This is a genomic window from Thermosipho globiformans (assembly GCF_003990895.1).
Classification (GTDB): domain Bacteria; phylum Thermotogota; class Thermotogae; order Thermotogales; family Fervidobacteriaceae; genus Thermosipho; species Thermosipho japonicus.
Map to the genome: position 1 here is coordinate 68,548 of NZ_BHXD01000009.1, position 19,625 is coordinate 88,172.

The following is a 19,625-nucleotide window of genomic DNA, read 5'->3' on the forward strand; positions in this document are numbered from 1 at the left end:
CCTCCTAATATTTATTTTAGCATAAAAAATGCCGAGCTAAATAGCTCGGCAACAATATTATTTTATATTTATATACTTTTAACTTTCCAAATATCTTTAGCATACTCTCTTATAGTTCTATCACTAGAGAACATACCTACTCTTGCAACATTCAAAAGCGCTTTTTTATTCCATCTATACTTATCTCTGTATATAAAATCTATCTCTTTATGTCTTGTTTTATAACTATCAAAATCAGCAAGTAGCATGTATTCATCTGCTTGAGCTCCATTCAAACCAAACAAAAGTGATTGGAAAATATCTTTAAAGAGATCCGGATCTTTTTTATTAAAATAACCGTTATTAATAGCATCTAAAATCTTTCTAATATTTTCATTTCTTAAATATATTTCATATGGATTATATAATCTGCTTTCCTTGAGTTTTGCTACTTGTTCTGCAGTTAATCCAAAAATGAATATATTTTCATCACCAACACACTCTTTTATTTCTATGTTTGCTCCATCAAGAGTCCCAATAGTTAGCGCTCCATTCAATGCAAACTTCATATTTCCAGTTCCAGAAGCTTCTTTACCAGCAGTCGAAATTTGCTCACTAACATTTGCGGCTGGAATTATTATTTCAGCAAGAGATACATTATAATTTGGTACAAAGACTACTTTTATCTTATCTGCAATTTCTTTATCATTATTTATTACATCTGCTACACTATTAATTAACTTTATAATTAATTTTGCCATTCTATACCCTGGGGCTGCTTTTGCACCAAAAATAAATGTGCGTGGATATATATCTTGCTCAGGATTTTCTTTTAATGTTTGATATAAATAAATTATGTGCATTACATTCAATAATTGTCTTTTATATTCATGAAGTCTTTTGACTTGAACGTCAAAAATAGAGTCAGGATCTACATCAATATTTAATTCCTTCTTAATATAATTTGATAATCTAATTTTATTATTCTGTTTTACTTTATAAAACTCATTTAAAAAAACTTTATCGTCTGCATATTTCTCCAAATTTTTAAGATGATCTAAATTAATAATCCATTCATCACCAATCGTATCAGTAATCAATTTTGAAAGTTCAGGGTTGCTTTGTAATAGCCAACGCCTTTGAGTAATACCATTCGTCTTATTATTAAACTTTTCTGGCCATATATCATAAAAATCTTTAAATACACGTTCTTTTAATATATCAGTATGAAGTTTTGAAACACCATTTACTGAAAATGATCCAACTACAGACAAATTAGCCATTCTCGCTTGTTTAACATGACCTTCTTCAAAAATTGAAACATTTCTAATCTTCTCAACATTGCCAGGATAATACTTTGAAACATTATCTAAAAACCTTGCATTAATTTCATACATAATCTCTAAATGCCTTGGTAACAATCTTTCTAAAAGATGAACTTCCCATTTTTCCAATGCTTCAGGCATAACAGTATGATTGGTATAAGCAAAAGTTTTTGTTGTAATATCCCAAGCTTTCTCCCAGGGTAAGAATTCTTCATCTACAAGTATTCTCATCATCTCTGGAATTGCCAATGCTGGGTGGGTATCATTAAGCTGGATTACATTCTTTTCAGGGAAAATGTCAAAATTATTGCCAAATTGAGACTTAAACCTTCTAATAATATCTTGAATTGAAGCTGAAACAAAGAAATATTCTTGTTTTAACCTTAACTCTCTTCCTGCATAAAATGCATCATTAGGATACAACACTTTTGAAATTGCACCAGCTATTGCTTGAGACTCAACAGCTTTTACGTAATTTCCTTTTTGGAAATTATCAAAATCAAACTCAGTAATTGGCTTAGCAGACCATAATCTTAATGTATTTGCAACGTCATTACCATATCCAACAACAGGAGTGTCATACGGAAGAGCTATTACATCATATGTATCTACCCATCTAAATCGAGTATTTCCTTCTTTATCTTTATAACTTTCAGTTCTACCAAAGAATTTCACTTTAACTACTCTATCTTTTCTCTCTATCTCCCATGGATTTCCGTTTTTTAGCCAGTCATCAGGAACCTCGACTTGAAATCCATCCTTTATTAGTTGCTTAAAGATGCCATATTCATATCTAATACCATATCCGTATCCTGGATATGATAAAGTAGCAATTGAATCTAAAAAGCAAGCAGCTAATCTTCCAAGACCACCATTTCCAAGACCTGCATCAGGCTCAATTTCAGAAAGTTCATCAAGGCTAAGTCCAATTTCATCCATTGCTTTTTTTATTTCTTTATCAATTTTTAAATTTAAAATATTATTGTATAAAAGACGTCCCATAAGGAATTCAATAGATAAATAATATACCCTTTTAACATCATTCGATTCATAATATTTTTTCTGAGTTTTTAACCATCTTTCCAAAACCCTATCTTTGACTACCAAAGATAATGCATAAAACTTATCCCACATCGTTGCATTTTTAAAATCTTTCCCTAGAGTTAAATTGAGATGATCAATAAAATTTTCTTTTAAATCCTTTACCTTTTTTGAAGTTCTGTATTTCTCATCTTTTAATTTTTTTGAAACGTCCATCTTATATACCTCCATTCGGAATCGTTTCCAATATATTTTTTCCAAAAACTACTACAATTTTATAATTAATATCACAAAATGTCAAGAAAAAAGAAGATTTTAATTACATTTTTCAAATAAAACAAAAAAACCGGCTAAAAAGCCGGTTTATTGAAAAAATTAGTATCCGAATGAAAAGATACCTGTAGCTCCTTTATAATAATAGAAGAAAGCAACATAATCTCCTTTTTTAACATTTTTTATTGTATTATTCCAGTCATTTATATTTTCAATCTTGTATGTTTTTCCACTTATAGCCATTTTGTAAATTACATATCCTTCTTTTATGAATCCATTTTTACTTTTTACTACAATTACACCATTTACTTCCTCGGGTATCTGATACTTTTCTCTATCAGCCTTGTCAATATCTTTTACAATAATCCCTGCAAATTCCTGGGCTTCTACCTCTTCTTCAAAGTTTTCCTCGGCTCTACCTAAAATGACTTCAAGCTCAATTTCTTTGCCCTTTCTATCAATTTTTATTTTTATTTTTGAGCCCGGGGTATAATTGTGAATAATAGATGCAAGTTCACCTGCAGAAGATACTGACATATTCTCAACTTCTAGTATAACGTCTCCCTCTTTCAAACCGGCTTTTTCTGCTGGAGAATTTTTAACAACTTGTGCTATGTAAACACCTTTACTAACTTTTAATCCTAAAGCCTTTTTTAATTCATCAGTTACTGTTTGCATGTACACACCAAGATATGCTTTTTCAACTTTACCTGTTTTTATAATGCTATCAATAAATCTTTTGGCAGTATTAATTGGAATTGCAAAGCCTATGTTCATAGCTTCAGAAGGTGCTATAATTGCAGTATTTATACCTATTACTTGACCGTGTATATTCAACAATGGACCTCCACTATTACCAGGATTAATTGCAGCATCAGTCTGAATTAAATTTGTATAATAACCTGAATTATCCGGTTTTGGTATTTTTCTACCAACAGCTGAAACTACACCCAAAGTTACTGTATGTTGAAACCCTAATGGATTTCCTATTGCAATTGCCCATTCTCCAATTTTTATTTTATCAGAGTCACCAAATTCTAGAACTGGTAAATCCCTATCTTTGGGATCAATCTTTAAAACTGCTATATCTAATTCTTTATCTCCACCAATATATTCAGCTTTATATTCTGTTCCATCCAACAAACTCACTTTAATTTCTTCTGCACCGTCAACAACATGGAAATTTGTTAAAATATACCCTTCTTTATCAAATATAAACCCCGAGCCTAGGCTTGTTCCTTTTTGTTGATATTGCTTTGGAATATCTCCAAACCATCTTTTAAAGAAATCTTCAATAAATGGATCAATATATGAAGTTGAATAAACTGTTGCCTCAACTTTAACAACCGACGGTGCAGCTTCTTCAACTACCTTTGTAACTGGACTAACATAATCAGGATTTACATACGAGAAAATCATTAATGAAAAAAAACCTAAAATAAGTATAATAGAAAACTTCTTCACAAATATCACCTCCACTTTCTATAATATCGATTTTTCAACGATTATTTACAATTTCTGAACTATTTGACTTTAAATATCACTATTAAGTTCTAAAATATTGTTTTCAATTTTTACATATTATGTTATAATATAAATGTAAGGTAACAATTAGTTGGAGGTGATAATTATGAAGGTTGAAATGATGGTAAAAGATAAAATTGTTACAATAACGGATGAATCACCATTGTATATTATGTTGAGAGATTTGTTTTATGGTGGAGATTGGTATAATATGAAAAAAGATTTTAATAGCAAAGAATTTTTAAATGAGATCGAAAATCTAGAATTTATAGAGAAAAATATAACAATCTTGAATGATTCATTTTATTCGCCAATAATTTGGTCTGAGCTTGTTTCTTTTTTTAACGAAAAAAATATAACACCTGAACTTTTTCAACATGCGACTGTTGATGGACTTTATGAATTATCTATAGAATATGCTGATAAGGACCTACTTGGTGATGCTAAAAATATCTTAGAATTTGCTATTAAGGTTGACAAAAATTTTGCCCCGGCTTATGATTTTCTAGGAAGCATACATATCGAATTAGGAAATATTGAAGAAGGAATAAAATTTCTTAACAGGGCTGTTGAAATAGATCCGTGGCTTGTACAATCATATTCAACATTAGGTGAAGTTTACTATAACCAAGGAGATTATGAAAAAGCTATCAGCTATTGGCTTAAAGAAATTGAATATTCTCCAAATGACATATTCACCTATTTCATGATTGCAGATGCATATACAAGAATGAAAAATTATGAAAAAGCTGCAAATATTCTAAATAAGCTTTTAGAAATTGACAATAATAACATTATTGCAATGTATGAATTATCTCAAATTTACAGAGAAATGGGCAAAACTAAAGAAGCTGAGACAGTTGAAAAAGAAATACTTAATGCAAAACCAATTGATCCAAATGGAATTGAAATATGGGCTAAAATAAAGATGAAGTATAATAAATATGATGAAATTGTAGAAGTAATTGAACCAATGATTGATAACACAGTTGATTCACTTCATCTAAAAGCATTATTAGTTGTTCCTTACATAAAATTGGGAAAAATAGAAGAGGCAAGAAAATATTATGAAGAACTCAAACAAAATGATTTTTGGTATTTGTTTGGTAAAAAAGAAATTTTTGATAAATATCTAACAAAAAAGGAGAAAGAACTTTGTGGTATTTTTTAAATTTTCTCTTAGGAATAATTTTAGGTAGTTTTTTAAATGTAATTATTTATAGAAGCGTGGAGGGTATTAAAATTTATGATCCTCCACGTTCTTTTTGCCCTATCTGTAAACATCAATTAAAATGGTATGATAATATTCCATTGTTAAGTTATCTTTTACTTAGAGGAAAATGCAGATATTGTGGTTCAAAAATTCCTTCTAGATATTTTTTTGTTGAATGCATTGTTGGAGTTCTTTTCCTAATTCATAGTATTCTTTTTAATTATACAGAAGCAATATTGCTAAATATTATTGTATTTGCCATAATTCCAGCTATATTCATTGATTTTTCAATAATGATGATACCTGATTTTTCATGGATTTTAATATGGACAGTAAGTATTATAGACTTATTGCTAAGATATGAATTATGGTATCTTAAAACTCTTTCTTTAATTACAATAATGATTATTTTTTTAGTAATAAAAAAAATATACAAAGAAGGCCTAGGGGAAGGAGATATATATCTGATTGCACCATTTTCATTTCTCTTAATCCCTCCTTTAAGTATCTATTTATTGCTATTTTCATCAATTTCAGCTTTAATTTATGCCATTATTAAAAAGAATAAAATCATTCCATTTGGGCCTTTTATTTCAATTTCAGGATATTTTTTATATTTTTTTATGTTAAAATATTACTGAGGTGAATAATTTGAGATTTTCCATCTTATTAATTTCACTTCTTATAATAACTTGTATTTTCTATTTATACGAGTTATACCCTTTAAAGTATATTGATCTAATACCAAATAGTAGTTTCGATAAATTATTAATTTTGAGTATTATTAAAGTAGAAAGTAGTTTTAAAACTAATGCTATTTCAAATGTCGGTGCCTACGGATTAATGCAAGTTCTACCTTCAACCGCTGAATGGATCAACAATAAATTTAATACAAATTACAATTTAAAAGTTCCAAAAGATAATATCTTATTAGGAATAACATATTTGGAATATCTTTATAATATTACTAAAGATTTACAAAAAACAATTAGTTATTATAATACCGGACCTAATGCTTCAAATGAAATTGTAAAAACAGCTGGTTCAAATTATTACAAAAAAGTAATGAAAGCTTATTTTTTATACAAATTCCTATATAGGAGTGATATTTATGAGACTAGTAACAAGTAATGAAATTAAAATGTTAGACGAGAGAGCAATAAAAGACTTCGGAATAAATAGTTTAATTTTAATGGAACGAGCTGGCATTTCAACAATTGAAGTAATGTGGAATGAATTTAAAAATCTCGAAAAATATAGTTATGCTGTATTTTGTGGGCCCGGAAATAATGGTGGAGATGGTCTTGTTATAGCAAGAGAATTATTAAACTATACGGAAGCAGTTAAAGTAATATTAATTTCTGAAAAACTTACTTCAGAGGCTACAACAAATTTAAATATATTTAAAAGCCTTGGTGGAGAAGTAATTAAATTAAAGGATAATAACATATTAGAAGTTGTTGATATAATAAAAAGTTCTGACATTATTATAGACGCCATTTTTGGTGTAGGACTATCAAAAAATGTAGAAGGAATATATGCGGAAATTATTAATTTTATAAACCTATACTCAAATTACACAGTCTCTGTTGATATACCTTCGGGAATTTCAGCTGATACAGGTAAAATCTTAGGTACTGCAATTAGAAGTGATCTAACAGTAACTTTTGAATTTCCAAAAATTGGCCATATTTTATTTCCAGGAAGGGAATTTTCCGGAAAACTTAAAGTTGCTAAAATAGGCATACCAAAAGTACTTCAAGATTTGAACCCATGCGATAAAATTTTACTAACTAAAGAACATTTCAAAATCCCAAAAAGATTAAAAGAAAGTAATAAAGGAACATATGGCAAAGTTGTTATTATCGGAGGTTCAAAAGATTATATTGGCGCACCTGTTCTTAGCTCAATAGCAGCTATTAGATCAGGTGCTGGAAAAGTCATGCTTTTCTCTACAGAGAAATCAGCTACTGTTGCTTTAAATCATGAACTTGGAATTATACCGATAACAATTAATAAAGATTATTTTGACAAATCTCATATTAACTTAATTCTTCCATATATTGATGAAAAAACTTCGGTTGTAATAGGTCCTGGTATAGGTAGAAATCCTTCTACCGAAGAATTTATTGTAGAATTATTAAAAAATATAAATTCTCCTGTTGTTATTGATGCAGATGCAATATATTTATTAAGAAAGCATAAGAATATACTTTCTGAAAAAAAGAATATAGTTATTACTCCACACCCTGGTGAATTATCAAAATTTTTAAAACTTGATATAGATTCTGTAAAATACAATTATAAGCTTGTCAAAGAAACTGCTGAAAAATATAATCTTTTGCTAGTTTTAAAAGATGTTACTACAATTATTTCTGATGGAGAAAAAATATTTTTCAATGTAACGGGAAACACATCACTTTCAAAAGGCGGAAGTGGCGATATACTTAGTGGGCTAATTGGAGGTTTTTTGGCGCAAAGCGGTAATGTTTTGAAAAGCAGCCTAGCAGCAGTTTATATTCTTGGAATTGCCTCTGAGATTTATGAATACGAAGGTTACAACCTAATAAGCGAAATTTTAAATAATATCCCAAAGGCCATATCGGAGGTGAAAGAATGAATTATAACTTAATAAAATTTGTAAGAAAACTACTTAAAGATAGGCAATTTGAACTTGCTAAAAATATCATTGATATAATTGAAGCGGAATATCCTTTCTTAAAATTTGAATACAATCTATTTATTAAAAATTTTGAAGAAGCACTCGAAATTTTTAAAAATCTTTCTCATTCAGATTTAAAATCACTTTATAATATTGAAAATCTTGAAAATCTAAATTTAGAAGAATTGTTAAACAAAATTTACTCATCAATTGATGATAATATTAACTATAATGAAATAAAAAGTGAAATTCCAGAAATATCTCAACTAATAATTTTTGAACTTGAAAAAGCTATTAAAGAAAAAAATAAATCAAATGAACAATATTTAAAAGATTTGCTTTCAAAATTTGAAAAAAACAATTATTTTCTTAAAGAAGAAAAATCTAATTCTTCCAATTTTAGTATTATTTTTATGAGCCTTTTGGTAGTAACATTAATTTTTACAATTATTTCATTATTTAATCCTGTATTTTTTTCTATCAAAAATTCAATAAATAATATAGAATCAAATATTACATCAAACTATTACAATATTAAAAATGAACTCTCAAAACTAAATAATATAGCAAATGAGATTTTCAAGAACACTTCTTCTTTAGTTGAAAGTAACCAAAAAATGCCAGAAAAAGACAATAGTTCAATCATTAACAATTACTTTGAAGAACTAAAAAATGAAATTGAAAAACTAAAAGCACAACTAAATTATATGTCCACTAAAATATCGACTAGTTCTCCATTTAAAAATGAAAATAGCCAGATAACCTTATTTGAAAAATTTGATCCTAATTCAAATGAAACTTTAAGATTTATGTGGTTAATAGCATATCAATACTATAAACAAAAGAACTACCTTATGGCTAAAAATATCCTAGAAACTATCATTGATAAAGCGTTATCAAATAATCTTAATTATCTATATTTTATTGATGATGCTTATTATTATAGAGCTTTAATTTACTATGAAATGGGAGATTTTGAAAATTCCTATCTTTTATTTAATGATTTTATTGAAAGATTCCCAAATAGTACTTACAAAAAACATGCAGAATATTTTATAAAGATCTTAGGAGGGTTGAAATGATTTATCCTGAGTACGAGTTAAAACCTCAATTTTATGAAGAATTTCCATTACAATGGAAAAAAATATTTGGTAATAATAACCCACTTCATGTTGAACTTGGATTTGGCAATGGAGAATTTGCAGCATATTATACTCAAAAACATAAAAACATAAATTATATTGGATTTGAACTTTCAATTACTTCAATGGTAAAGGCTCAAAGAAAATTAAAAAGAAACAATGCAACAAATGCAAAATTAATATTATGTGATGCAAGATTTGGATTAAGAGAATTCTTTGATAGCAATTCAATAGAAAAAGTTATTATGAACTTTCCAGTTCCTTGGTATAAAAACTCACAGGCACACAGACGAATTATAATTCAAGATTTTTTTGAAACTTTAGCAGATGTTCTGATTGAAAATGGAGAATTTGAACTTTTAACCGACCAAGAATGGTATGCAAAAGAAGCTTTTGAAAATGCAAAAAATTCAGGATGCTTTGAAGTATTTGACATTGAAAAAAATCCTAAACGTGAATTTTTAACTCGTTATGAAAAAAAATGGATAAAATTCAATAGAGATATATTCAAACTTGTAGCTAAAAAAATAAAAGGCGTAAAGGTTAATAGATTAATCGGAGGTGTTAACGAAATGCCACATGCATCTGGCAAAATAAGCGAAGAAAAAATAAAACTACTTAAAGGTAAAGTATTCAAAGAAAATAATAAAGTTTTTGTGATAAAAAATGTATATAAAGAATTAGATTCTAATTCTCATATATTTAAAGTTATTTCTTCTGACGGTGATTTTTCACAACACTATTTCTTAGTGCTCTATCAAAAAGATAATGAAAATTGGGTAATAAAACTAGATAGTGAATCAAATCCATATAGAACTCCTGCAGTTAAATGGTCTGTAAAAAAAATTATGGAGGTGCTTCAGTGAAATTCGGAATACTTGGTGCGGGAAGTTGGGGTTGTGCATTTGCAAATTTATTAGTTGAAAATGGCCATGATGTGCTTGTTTGGGCTAGAAGAAAAGAAGTTGTAGATGAAATAAATAATTACTCTAAGAATTCTTATTTACCCAATGTAAAACTAAATTTTAAAGCAACAAATGATTTAAATGAACTCATCGAGTTTTCAGAGTTTCTAGTTATAGCTATTCCCGTTCAATTTATTAGAGACGTGATTAAAAACATTAAAGTATGGAATATTAAAGGTATTTTAAATCTTTCAAAAGGGATTGAAATTAAAACTTTGAAAAGAGTTTCAGAAATTATTGAAGAGTTCACGAATACCCCATATTCAATACTTTCGGGGCCATCTCATGCTGAAGAAGTAGCAAATAAAATACCAACAGCAGTTACAGTTTCAGGAAGTAATGCAAAACTATTTCAATCTCTAATTAGTAATGATTATTTTAGAGTTTATACGTCAGAAGATATAGTTGGAGTTGAAATAGCCGGCGCACTTAAAAATGTAATGGCTATTGCTGCTGGAATATTAGACGGTCTAGGTGGATGGGATAATTCCAAAGCTGCTTTAATGACAAGAGCACTTCATGAAATGATTAAATTTGGAAAAATATTTGGAGCAGATGAAAAAACGTTTTTTGGACTCCCAGGAGTTGGTGACTTAATGGTAACATGTAATAGCAAGCACAGTAGAAATAGAATGTTTGGAGAATTAATAGCAAAAGGTCATACTTTAAACGAACTAATAAAAAATAACAAAATGATTGCCGAAGGAATTTACACAGTAAAAGCCGTTGTTGAAATTGCAAAGAAAAAAAACATTGATATGCCAATTGCAAATGAAGTATATGAAATATTATATAATAACAAAAATCCTAAATTTTCTATGGTTGAACTTATGAGGAGGCCTTTAAAAAAAGAATGGCTCATATAATAAATATGCTAATTGGTTTTTTATTTTTATCAACTTTCTTTGGTCTAGAAAACTATCATATTTCGATTATTATAAGCATTTTTATTTACATCATTATTAACCCAGGAAAATTTAATTTTCTAAAAGTTTTTTATAAACTAGGCATTAACATTCCAAAAGCTTTATATGAAACATTGATGCTTCCTATCTTAAAAAAGGAATTAATTGAGTCGGAAAAGTACACTGATGATTTTCAAATGTTAATTAAAATTTTAACAATTACACTTACTCCTAAAACAATTGTTTTTGATCATGATAACAACTTCTTATATATCCATAAACTAGATAGGTGAGAATGTGATTTATATAATATTTGCTTCTATTATTTTTTCAATTATTTCTGTTTTAAAAGAAAAAGATATTTATTATAAATTAGTACCTTTGCTTACAATACAAACCAAAGTATCAATTCTTATTATATTATACTCTTACATTAAAGAACAGCCAATGTTAATAGATATTGGTATTTTTTATCTTTTGCTTTCAATCGGCGGAACCTTTGTTATATCGTCTTTCATTTCCAGGAGTGATTTATGATAATTATATATCTTGGTACTTTAATAATGCTTATTGGAAATTTTTTGGCTTTTTTTCAAAAAAACATTCTTAAAAAAATCCACTATATTGGTGCCGGCGATACTTCTGGAGCTATTTTAATATTGATTGGGTTACTAACAAAAAATTATGAAATACCAAAAATAATATCTACAATTTTAATTTTAATAGTAGGTCTCCCTGCTTCAAGTTATTTTATTTCCATTTCCATTATAAGAAAGGAAAAAAAACTATGATAAGGTATATTTTTGGAATGACTGCAATTTTTGTAACAATCTTTATATTTTTCTCAAATAAAACTTTTAACTCTTTTTTATATAGAACAATTCTTAGTGTTTTAATGGTTGCAATTTATACATTATATCTTGCACCAGATGTAGCATTAGCCGAAGCAATGTTAGGTGCTCTTTTATCAACTTTTGTGTACCTTTTAACATTCAAAATCCATTCAAAAATTAAAATTGTAATCGTCGAAATACCAATACTCTGTGAAAATCATCAAAATATACCTGTTGGTTTGATCCCAGAAATACTTAAAGATTTTGCTAAAAAATATAACCATAAAATTGAATTCATTTATGAAGAATCTATTTCTAAAGTCGACAAATTGCTCTTTTCTGGAGAAGTTGATATTGCAATTTCCTATGAAGGTGATTTTAAAATTCTAGAAATACCTATTTATAAATACAAAGATAGAGAATTTACATATTTTGAAATAACAAAATCTTCAAACATAGATTATTCAAAAGTAAAAAAAATAAAAAACGCTTCTTTATATTTTAAATTCTCTGACAAAGATACAACACTTTTTGAAGAATTTTCTTCATTTTATAATTCTCAATATATAAATGAAAAACTTAAAAAATACAAATTAGGAGGGATTTGAATGACATACGTTCAAGAAGCTGTTAATAAGATTGTAGAACTTTGCAATATACCAAGTCCTACTGGTTACACCTATAAAGCTATAAAATACTTAATTGAGGAATTTAAAAATCTTGGTTTTAAATACTACCTAACTAACAAAAACAACTTATTAGTTGATCTTGGTCATGGTGATAGTAATGCAATCATGTTTACTGCTCATGTAGATACTTTAGGTGCAATGGTAAGATCCATAACAAATAAAGGGACACTTAAAATTACAAGAATTGGTGGTTATCCTTTCAGTCATATTGAAAATGAAAATTGTACTATTTTCACAAGAGATGGTAAAGAATTTACTGGTACAATTTATAATATTCATCCATCTGTTCATGTGTATGAGGATAGTGGAACAATAAAAAGAAATGAAGAAAATATGGAAATTGTTTTAGATCAGAAAGTTTATACAAAAGAAGATGTTATCGAACTTGGAATTATGCCAGGAGACTTTGTAGCCTTTGATCCCAGAACTGTGGTAACAAAAACAGGCTTTATTAAGAGTAGGCATCTTGATGATAAAGCAAGCGCAGGTATATTAATAGCACTTGCAAAGTCAATACGCGATTTTGTAATTGAACCAAAGAGAAGAGTTTACATGCTTTTCACAAGTTATGAAGAAGTTGGTCATGGTGGAGCAGCAAATATTCCCGAAGATGTTACTGAGGTTATAGCTGTAGACATGGGAGCAGTTGGCAGTGATCTTGAATCAAATGTTTACTCTGCATCAATTTGTGCTAAAGATTCCAGTGGCCCATATGATTATGAAATTGTTGGAAAATTAATAAAAGCTGCAAAGTTTGCTGAAGTAAATTATACAGTTGATATTTATCCTTATTATAGTTCTGATGTTAGTGCTGCTTTAAGGGCTGGACACGATATAAAACATGGACTTGTTGGTCCTGGAATTTATGCTTCACATGGTTATGAGAGAACTCATATTGAGGCTATTGAAGCTACACTAAAGCTTTTACAAAAGTATCTTGAAATTGACTAATTTAGTATATGGTATAATTGAATAGTAGAAAGTTAACTTATGGAGGTAGATAATTTGTCAGTAGAATATAATTTAACAAAAGCAGAAAGAAAATACCTTCTTATGGTTTTTTTGACTCTAAATTCAATGGGATGGACAAGATTAAAAAAAATTGCTGACTATGCTGGTGTAAAAATGCCATCTGCAAAACAGGCACTAGATTCTCTGGCTGAAAAAGGATTGATTTATTATGAAAAAAGAGGAGCAATTACTTTAACTGATAAAGGAAAAAAAATTGCAATTATTGAAAATAAAAACATTAGAGCTGTTCAAAAATTCTTAGTTGAAATTTTAGGAATAGCTCCAGAAAAAGCATGGGATTCATGCTTAAAGATTTATTTTGATATGGATGAGGAAGCCGCTTCAAAATTTTTACTATTTGCAAAATTTATGAATGAATGCCCACAAGAACAACCACTTTTTATTAAACATTTTAAAGAATATTTAAGCAAAGGAAAAATAACCGATAATTGTCCATTTCTTAATAAGGAAGGTGAATAAATTGGAAAAAGAATTAGATGTTTTATTAAAAATTAATAAAGAAGATGTTCATCTTTTAAGCTATATTTTAGAGTCAGAAGACAACTTAGCAAATATTAGAAAATATGAAAACCAAATATTACGTATAATAACCACCTCTTCACTTTTAGATGAAGTTTTGAAAATTTTAAATAGTTTAAAAGAAAAGATCAAGTTTGAAATTATTGAAATAAAGGAAAATTCTGGAAGTGCAGGATAAATGACTTTAAAAAAATTTGTTATTTTTTTCTTAATTATTTTTTCTATAGTAATTTTTCCTGAAATTAATAAAACATTATATTTCAATTTTAACAATAAAATAATCGTTAAAAACTACGATGAAAGTTTCAACTTTTCGTTGAATGATTCATCTGTTGTAGCAATATATGGAGATTCAAGATGGGGAGATAAGATTCACTCCGAAATTGTATCTCAAATTCTAAAATTTAATCCACACGTTGTTATCCATTTAGGCGATATGGTAAACAAAGGTGATAATATAAATGACTGGGAAAAATTTTTTGAAATAACTTATGATTTAAGAAAACGTTCATACTTTCAAGTAGTAAAGGGCAATCACGAAAATCCAAGTGATTATTTTGATAAAATTTTTGGAGTTAAAAACTATTATTCAGATTTTTTTGGATATAGGTTTATATTTTTAGATGCTGAATCTGGAATAAATGAATGTTTAGAATTTATTAAAAATTATGCCAACGAAAAGTCTATAGTATTCCTTCATTATCCCATCTTTACGGTTGGCCCACATTATAAAGACTCCATTGTAAAAAAATTAAAAATTCTACACGAAATATTTTTAAACAAAAATGTTAAATTGGTAATTTCTGCTCATGAACATAATTATCAGCATTTTGTTGTTAATAATTTTCATTATATAATTACTGGTGGGGGTGGAGCTGCCACCTACAATAAAGTACTTAACAATGAAAATTTAACCTTTTTTTCAAAAGTTCACAATTTTGTTATTCTTGAATTTAATAACAAATTTGTTACTGTAAAATCATATAAGTACAATGGTGAACTATTGGAGGAATTTAATGTTCAATACTGAATTAATAATTGAAGAAATTTCTAAAAGTGATATTTTTAACCTTTATGAATATAGAAAAAACATATTGTCCGAAACACCATTTTTAGTAACTACTTTAGATGATTTAATGGATTTTAATTCTTTTAAAAATTATATTCATTTTTACATTGAAAATGATCTACGAAATATATTTGTAGCAAAAAAAGATAATTCCATAGTTGGCGAAATTACAATTTTAATTCACGATAAAAAAAGAATGAGACATGTTGCAGAATTTGGTATTTCAGTTTTGAAAGAATATCGCGGTAAGGGCATTGGAAAAAAATTAATACAAACAGCTGAAAAATGGGCTTTTGACAAAAAAGTGAAAAGAATTCAAATCGAAGTTATGGAAAATAATAGAGTTGCTTTAAATCTTTATCATTCACTAGGATATAAAATAGAAGGTAGAAAGAAAATGGCAGTTCGTTTTGATGATTCATTCATTGATCTAATTATAATGGCAAAGTTGAGGGATTTTAAATGAAAAAACTTGTAGCAATACTTCTTACAACATTTTTTTTATTGTTTCCATATTTTTTATTTAAAATTGACTATTTCAACTCTCTTAAAGAACTCAATTTTTCAAAGCAAATTGCTGAAAATGAATTTAAAAGCTATAATCAACTGGTTAAAGAATATATTTCAGTTAAAAAACCAGATGGATATGTCGTTGATAAAAAAATTTATTTTGGAGGTTCTTTGTATGAATACAACAATCTTAAAGAAGGATTTAACATCCTCACTTTAAATAATAATAACGAGCTTTTTTTTATAACTAAAAATAATTTATACAAAGTTCCTGGAATAAGCTCAACTTTTCTATTCTATATTTCCACAAATGAAAAAATTATAAATGAAGGATATGAATTTAAAAATTTGCAAGATGTGTTCCCAGACGTTGAAAAAAATGTAACTTACTTTAATGGAAAAAAAGTGTTATTCAAAAAAATTAAATTATCAGATGACTGTTACTCAATTGTTTACGTTTTATATCCAAAAAAATATTTAACATTGTACTTTGTATTCATACCAATTTCAATACTTATATTTTACTTTTTCTTTTTTCACAACAGAGAAATGGAAAAAAGCTTGAACAAAAATATCAAAAAATTCTCAAGATCTATAAAAATTCTCAAAAATATAATTAAAAATTGTGAACATAATGAAACCTTAAAAGAAGAGATAAAAGAATTAAAGAAAATACTCAAGGAGGATTAAAATTGGAAATATTTATTGATTCAACGTTTTCCAAAAACGAATTAATTGAGTTTGTTGTGCCAATCATAATAAGATCAAACAACAATTTTTTTGTAGATTTTTATAACTATATAGCCCTATATAACCCAAATTTTAATCTTGTTAAAAATGAAAAATTATTAAATATACATATGAACGTGTATGAAATAGACACTGAGGTTGATTTTAATAATTTTCAAAAATTAACTAAAGAAAATTCTGAAATATTTTTTATACGGAACTTTATCGCAAAAAAAGCATTAGAACTAAAAATTAACGAAAATAATAATTTTTTAAGATATGAAAATTCAATTTCTTCAATTGAATTAATAATTTCTTTAAACACAAATTTTCTAATAGATAATCCTGAAATTTTTTCCTATAAAAACTCTGAAAAAATACTTGACTTATTTATCTTTATTCAACTACTAAATTTATTGAAAAAATACAATTATCTCTTAGACTCAAAAGGTTCAACAATGATATATAAAATAACCTATCAACCTGATTTCAATCTTTTCTTGGATTTTTGGAATAAGTTTGTAAAAATCAATTCAAAACTAACTCCTACTTTTTTAAACAGGATTTCAAACAAAACTTGTGAAAAAATCAAAAACATTTTCACGTTTTTTCCGCAAGACACTTTAAAACAACTAGTATTAAAAGATGAATTACTTATAAACAAATTATTTAATGAAATAACTACATTAAAAAGCATAATATCAGAGGAGGTGCAACAATGATTTCTACAAAGAAGGGCGATAATGGAAAAACAAAACTTGCAAATAACGAAACAGTATATAAAGATGATTTACATGTTGAAGCATATGGAACAGTTGATGAACTTAATTCATATTTGGGTTATGCAAAACATTTTTTAAACAAAAAAGAAAAAGAAATAATTGAAAATATTCAAAAAGATCTTTTTAGAGTTGCAACCGAACTTGCCAAAGGTGAAAAATTTATAAACCTAATTTCGAAAGAAGATGAAGAAAAAATAACAAAGCTAGTTGAAGAATATGAAAAAAAGGTAAACCTAAATTCTTTTGTATTGACTGGTGCAACTAAAGAAAGTAGTATTCTAGACATATGTAGAACCATTGCAAGACGTGCTGAAAGAAGAATCGTTTCACTTTCAAAAAGGGAAAATGTAAGGAAAGAATTGATAGCTTACATTAACAGAATTTCTGATTTACTCTACATAATGGCAAGATACATTGAAAAAGATAATATAACCCCCTATTCTGCTCATAAATGAAAAAGGAGGAAGCAAAAAATGATTAAAATAGATGGTAATAACCTAAGATTAGATGATCTACACAAAGTTGCTCGCAATTTTGAAAAAGTAGATTTAGATATATCTGCTAAAAATAAAATAATTGAATCAAGAAATACAATTGAAAAAATTTTATCGAGTGGAAAAACTGTTTACGGTATTAACACAGGTTTTGGTGCACTTGTAAATGTTAAAATCTCAGAAAAAGAATTAGATGAACTACAAAAAAATATAGTATTATCGCATTCAGCTGGAATTGGTGATCCTTTAGATGAAGATATTGTTAGAACTATGATGCTTTTAAGAGCTAACTCTCTTGCCAAAGGTTTTTCTGGAGTAAGAGTTGAAGTAATAGAAAAATTGCTTGAATTTTTAAATAAAAAAGTTTATCCATATGTTCCTGAAAAAGGTAGCGTCGGTGCCAGTGGAGATCTTGCACCTTTATCTCATATTGCTATGGCACTTATTGGAGAAGGATATGTTATTTATAACGGAAAGAAAGAACCAACGAAAAAGGTACTTAGTGAATTAAATATTAACCCAATAAAGTTAAAAGAAAAGGAAGGATTAAGTCTTTTAAACGGAACTCAATACATTACTTCGATTCTTGCATTAACAATAAGAGATGCGCTAAAACTTCTAGATATAGCTACATTAATAGCTGCAGCAAGCGTAGACGTTCTACTTGGCACTCCAGTGGCTTATGATGAAAGATTACAAAAAGCAAGGAATCATGATGGACAAATATACATTGCAAGTTTACTAAGAAATTACTTAAACGGCAGTCAAATAAGAGAATCTCACAAAAATTGTAACAAAGTTCAAGATGCCTATACATTAAGAGCAATTCCACAAGTATATGGAGCAGTATATGATACGTTAATATACGCAAAAAAAGTTGCAGAAAACGAAATAAATGCTGCAACTGATAATCCTTTGGTGTTTGACAATGATGTTATTAGTGGTGGAAATTTCCATGGAGAGCCAGTTGCATTAGTTTCAGATTTTCTTTCAATTGCCTTAACCGATCTTGGAAACATGATTGAACGAAGAATTGATAGATTAGTAAATCCATTAATAAACCAAAACCTACCACCATTTTTAGCTTCTGGGAAAGAAGGGTTAAATTCTGGATACATGATTTGGCAATATACTGCAGCAGCAATATGCAACGAAAACAAAGTCTTATCGCATCCAGCTTCTGCTGATACTATACCAACATCTGCTTATCAAGAAGATCATGTAAGCATGGGGGCAACTGCAGCAAGAAAACTTAGAAAAATATTTTTCAATATAATTGACTTAGTTACAATTGAAGCAATGCTTATAAAAGTTGCACTTGAATTTAGAAAACCATTAAAATCTTCTAAAAGTATTGAAGAATTTTTTCAAAAATTTGACTTTATCAAAATAAACGGAGACAGGTATTTTGGTGATGATTTTGAAAATGTAAAAAATATTATTATTAAGGAGGTGCTGCAATGAAATTACAGGCAAAATTAATTCTTGCACTTGTTCTTGTTTCAATTCTTGCAACTGTTACCAGCGTAACAATATCTTCTTACCTTTCTTTTAAAAATATTTCACAAAATGCACAACAAATTAACCACCTTGTTTTAACTTCTATCTCAAAAGATATTCAATCTAGCCTTAAAACTATCATTGATCCTCTATATAAATACGCTACTGGGGGGTCACTTTCACCATACCTTATGGATACAAAATCTGAATTAGGAAAAAAACAAATTGAATGGGGACTTATGAACACCAATGCTACTCTTAAATCCGAGGGCTATCTAGGGACATACCTAATATTAAGTGATGGTACAACCTTTGATGACACAGGAGAAATTACACCTGATATTAGTGATAAATTTAGCGAAGTTATTGACTCTGTTCTTTCCGGTGAAAAAGAATATGACATCTTTATTCCTTTTGAATTTGAATCCACCCCTACAAT

Annotated in this window: 23 protein-coding genes; 21 read left to right on the top strand and 2 right to left on the bottom strand. The window is 27.9% G+C overall.

Annotated elements, in window-relative coordinates; genetic code table 11:
* Positions 1-68: 68 nt before the first annotated feature.
* Both EO083_RS07240 and EO083_RS07245 read right to left on the bottom strand, forming a co-directional pair.
* The gene (locus EO083_RS07240; RefSeq protein ID WP_126993490.1) at positions 69-2,561 is read right to left on the bottom strand and encodes a glycogen/starch/alpha-glucan phosphorylase; all 2,493 of its coding nucleotides are present in this window, start codon (positions 2,559-2,561) and stop codon (positions 69-71) included.
* Positions 2,562-2,720: 159 nt separating this feature from the next.
* Positions 2,721-4,082: a Do family serine endopeptidase gene (locus EO083_RS07245; protein WP_126993491.1), complete on the bottom strand. Its 1,362-nt coding sequence runs from the start codon at positions 4,080-4,082 to the stop codon at positions 2,721-2,723.
* A gap of 166 nt (positions 4,083-4,248) precedes the next feature.
* Between EO083_RS07245 and EO083_RS07250 the strand changes: the two genes are divergently transcribed.
* From EO083_RS07250 to EO083_RS07350, 21 genes are all read left to right on the top strand, one after another.
* Positions 4,249-5,313 (top strand): tetratricopeptide repeat protein, encoded by a 1,065-nt coding sequence (locus EO083_RS07250; RefSeq protein WP_126993492.1) that lies wholly within the window; start codon positions 4,249-4,251, stop codon positions 5,311-5,313.
* Positions 5,298-5,996, top strand: a complete 699-nt coding sequence (locus EO083_RS07255) for a prepilin peptidase (RefSeq protein WP_126993493.1) — start codon at positions 5,298-5,300, stop codon at positions 5,994-5,996. Before EO083_RS07250 ends, EO083_RS07255 begins: the two co-directional genes overlap by 16 nt.
* 1 nt (position 5,997) lies before the next feature.
* On the top strand, positions 5,998-6,486 hold the full coding sequence (locus EO083_RS07260) for a lytic transglycosylase domain-containing protein (RefSeq protein ID WP_241230013.1): 489 nt from the start codon (positions 5,998-6,000) through the stop codon (positions 6,484-6,486).
* The gene (locus tag EO083_RS07265; protein WP_126993495.1) at positions 6,467-7,975 is read left to right on the top strand and encodes an NAD(P)H-hydrate dehydratase; all 1,509 of its coding nucleotides are present in this window, start codon (positions 6,467-6,469) and stop codon (positions 7,973-7,975) included. The genes EO083_RS07260 and EO083_RS07265 overlap by 20 nt, the downstream gene beginning before the upstream one ends.
* The gene (locus tag EO083_RS07270; RefSeq protein ID WP_126993496.1) at positions 7,972-9,099 is read left to right on the top strand and encodes a tetratricopeptide repeat protein; all 1,128 of its coding nucleotides are present in this window, start codon (positions 7,972-7,974) and stop codon (positions 9,097-9,099) included. Before EO083_RS07265 ends, EO083_RS07270 begins: the two co-directional genes overlap by 4 nt.
* Positions 9,096-10,025, top strand: coding sequence for a tRNA (guanosine(46)-N7)-methyltransferase TrmB (gene trmB, locus EO083_RS07275; protein ID WP_126993497.1), 930 nt, complete (start codon positions 9,096-9,098; stop codon positions 10,023-10,025). The genes EO083_RS07270 and trmB overlap by 4 nt, the downstream gene beginning before the upstream one ends.
* Positions 10,022-10,990 carry an NAD(P)H-dependent glycerol-3-phosphate dehydrogenase gene (locus tag EO083_RS07280; RefSeq protein ID WP_126993498.1) on the top strand — a complete coding sequence of 323 codons (969 nt, stop codon included), beginning with the start codon at positions 10,022-10,024 and terminating at the stop codon, positions 10,988-10,990. Before trmB ends, EO083_RS07280 begins: the two co-directional genes overlap by 4 nt.
* A complete protein-coding gene (locus tag EO083_RS07285) occupies positions 10,978-11,322 on the top strand; it encodes a hypothetical protein (RefSeq protein ID WP_126993499.1) in 345 nt (114 codons plus the stop codon). Before EO083_RS07280 ends, EO083_RS07285 begins: the two co-directional genes overlap by 13 nt.
* A gap of 4 nt (positions 11,323-11,326) precedes the next feature.
* Positions 11,327-11,566, top strand: coding sequence for a monovalent cation/H+ antiporter complex subunit F (locus EO083_RS07290; RefSeq protein WP_126993500.1), 240 nt, complete (start codon positions 11,327-11,329; stop codon positions 11,564-11,566).
* Positions 11,563-11,820 carry a monovalent cation/H(+) antiporter subunit G gene (locus tag EO083_RS07295; RefSeq protein ID WP_126993501.1) on the top strand — a complete coding sequence of 86 codons (258 nt, stop codon included), beginning with the start codon at positions 11,563-11,565 and terminating at the stop codon, positions 11,818-11,820. The genes EO083_RS07290 and EO083_RS07295 overlap by 4 nt, the downstream gene beginning before the upstream one ends.
* Entirely contained in the window at positions 11,817-12,470 is a 654-nt protein-coding gene (locus EO083_RS07300; protein ID WP_126993502.1) for a Na(+)/H(+) antiporter subunit B, read from the top strand. The genes EO083_RS07295 and EO083_RS07300 overlap by 4 nt, the downstream gene beginning before the upstream one ends.
* Complete coding sequence (locus EO083_RS07305) at positions 12,471-13,502, top strand: M42 family metallopeptidase (RefSeq protein WP_126993503.1); 1,032 nt, start codon at positions 12,471-12,473, stop codon at positions 13,500-13,502.
* 54 nt (positions 13,503-13,556) lie between these two features.
* A complete protein-coding gene (locus EO083_RS07310) occupies positions 13,557-14,042 on the top strand; it encodes a metal-dependent transcriptional regulator (protein WP_126993504.1) in 486 nt (161 codons plus the stop codon).
* Positions 14,035-14,280, top strand: coding sequence for a DUF4911 domain-containing protein (locus EO083_RS07315; protein WP_241230014.1), 246 nt, complete (start codon positions 14,035-14,037; stop codon positions 14,278-14,280). The genes EO083_RS07310 and EO083_RS07315 overlap by 8 nt, the downstream gene beginning before the upstream one ends.
* Positions 14,281-15,132 carry a metallophosphoesterase family protein gene (locus EO083_RS07320; RefSeq protein WP_126993506.1) on the top strand — a complete coding sequence of 284 codons (852 nt, stop codon included), beginning with the start codon at positions 14,281-14,283 and terminating at the stop codon, positions 15,130-15,132. It abuts the gene before it with no gap.
* Positions 15,119-15,637 carry a GNAT family N-acetyltransferase gene (locus EO083_RS07325; RefSeq protein WP_126993507.1) on the top strand — a complete coding sequence of 173 codons (519 nt, stop codon included), beginning with the start codon at positions 15,119-15,121 and terminating at the stop codon, positions 15,635-15,637. The genes EO083_RS07320 and EO083_RS07325 overlap by 14 nt, the downstream gene beginning before the upstream one ends.
* Positions 15,634-16,371 (top strand): hypothetical protein, encoded by a 738-nt coding sequence (locus EO083_RS07330; protein WP_126993508.1) that lies wholly within the window; start codon positions 15,634-15,636, stop codon positions 16,369-16,371. The genes EO083_RS07325 and EO083_RS07330 overlap by 4 nt, the downstream gene beginning before the upstream one ends.
* 2 nt (positions 16,372-16,373) lie before the next feature.
* Complete coding sequence (locus tag EO083_RS07335) at positions 16,374-17,132, top strand: hypothetical protein (protein WP_126993509.1); 759 nt, start codon at positions 16,374-16,376, stop codon at positions 17,130-17,132.
* Positions 17,129-17,647, top strand: coding sequence for a cob(I)yrinic acid a,c-diamide adenosyltransferase (locus EO083_RS07340; RefSeq protein WP_126993510.1), 519 nt, complete (start codon positions 17,129-17,131; stop codon positions 17,645-17,647). Before EO083_RS07335 ends, EO083_RS07340 begins: the two co-directional genes overlap by 4 nt.
* 18 nt (positions 17,648-17,665) lie before the next feature.
* Entirely contained in the window at positions 17,666-19,150 is a 1,485-nt protein-coding gene (hutH, locus tag EO083_RS07345; RefSeq protein ID WP_126993511.1) for a histidine ammonia-lyase, read from the top strand.
* Positions 19,147-19,625, top strand: a 479-nt coding sequence (locus EO083_RS07350) for a CHASE3 domain-containing protein (protein WP_444545707.1), incomplete at its 3' end; no start/stop codon positions are given. The genes hutH and EO083_RS07350, both read left to right, overlap by 4 nt.

Coding starts and splice junctions, on each gene's coding strand:
- EO083_RS07240 (WP_126993490.1), bottom strand. CDS start 2,561: ATGGACGTTTCAAAAAAATTAAAAGATGAGAAATACAGAACTTCAAAA.
- EO083_RS07250 (WP_126993492.1), top strand. CDS start 4,249: ATGAAGGTTGAAATGATGGTAAAAGATAAAATTGTTACAATAACGGAT.
- EO083_RS07265 (WP_126993495.1), top strand. CDS start 6,467: ATGAGACTAGTAACAAGTAATGAAATTAAAATGTTAGACGAGAGAGCA.
- EO083_RS07270 (WP_126993496.1), top strand. CDS start 7,972: ATGAATTATAACTTAATAAAATTTGTAAGAAAACTACTTAAAGATAGG.
- trmB (WP_126993497.1), top strand. CDS start 9,096: ATGATTTATCCTGAGTACGAGTTAAAACCTCAATTTTATGAAGAATTT.
- EO083_RS07285 (WP_126993499.1), top strand. CDS start 10,978: ATGGCTCATATAATAAATATGCTAATTGGTTTTTTATTTTTATCAACT.
- EO083_RS07295 (WP_126993501.1), top strand. CDS start 11,563: ATGATAATTATATATCTTGGTACTTTAATAATGCTTATTGGAAATTTT.
- EO083_RS07300 (WP_126993502.1), top strand. CDS start 11,817: ATGATAAGGTATATTTTTGGAATGACTGCAATTTTTGTAACAATCTTT.
- EO083_RS07305 (WP_126993503.1), top strand. CDS start 12,471: ATGACATACGTTCAAGAAGCTGTTAATAAGATTGTAGAACTTTGCAAT.
- EO083_RS07320 (WP_126993506.1), top strand. CDS start 14,281: ATGACTTTAAAAAAATTTGTTATTTTTTTCTTAATTATTTTTTCTATA.
- EO083_RS07325 (WP_126993507.1), top strand. CDS start 15,119: ATGTTCAATACTGAATTAATAATTGAAGAAATTTCTAAAAGTGATATT.
- EO083_RS07330 (WP_126993508.1), top strand. CDS start 15,634: ATGAAAAAACTTGTAGCAATACTTCTTACAACATTTTTTTTATTGTTT.
- EO083_RS07340 (WP_126993510.1), top strand. CDS start 17,129: ATGATTTCTACAAAGAAGGGCGATAATGGAAAAACAAAACTTGCAAAT.
- hutH (WP_126993511.1), top strand. CDS start 17,666: ATGATTAAAATAGATGGTAATAACCTAAGATTAGATGATCTACACAAA.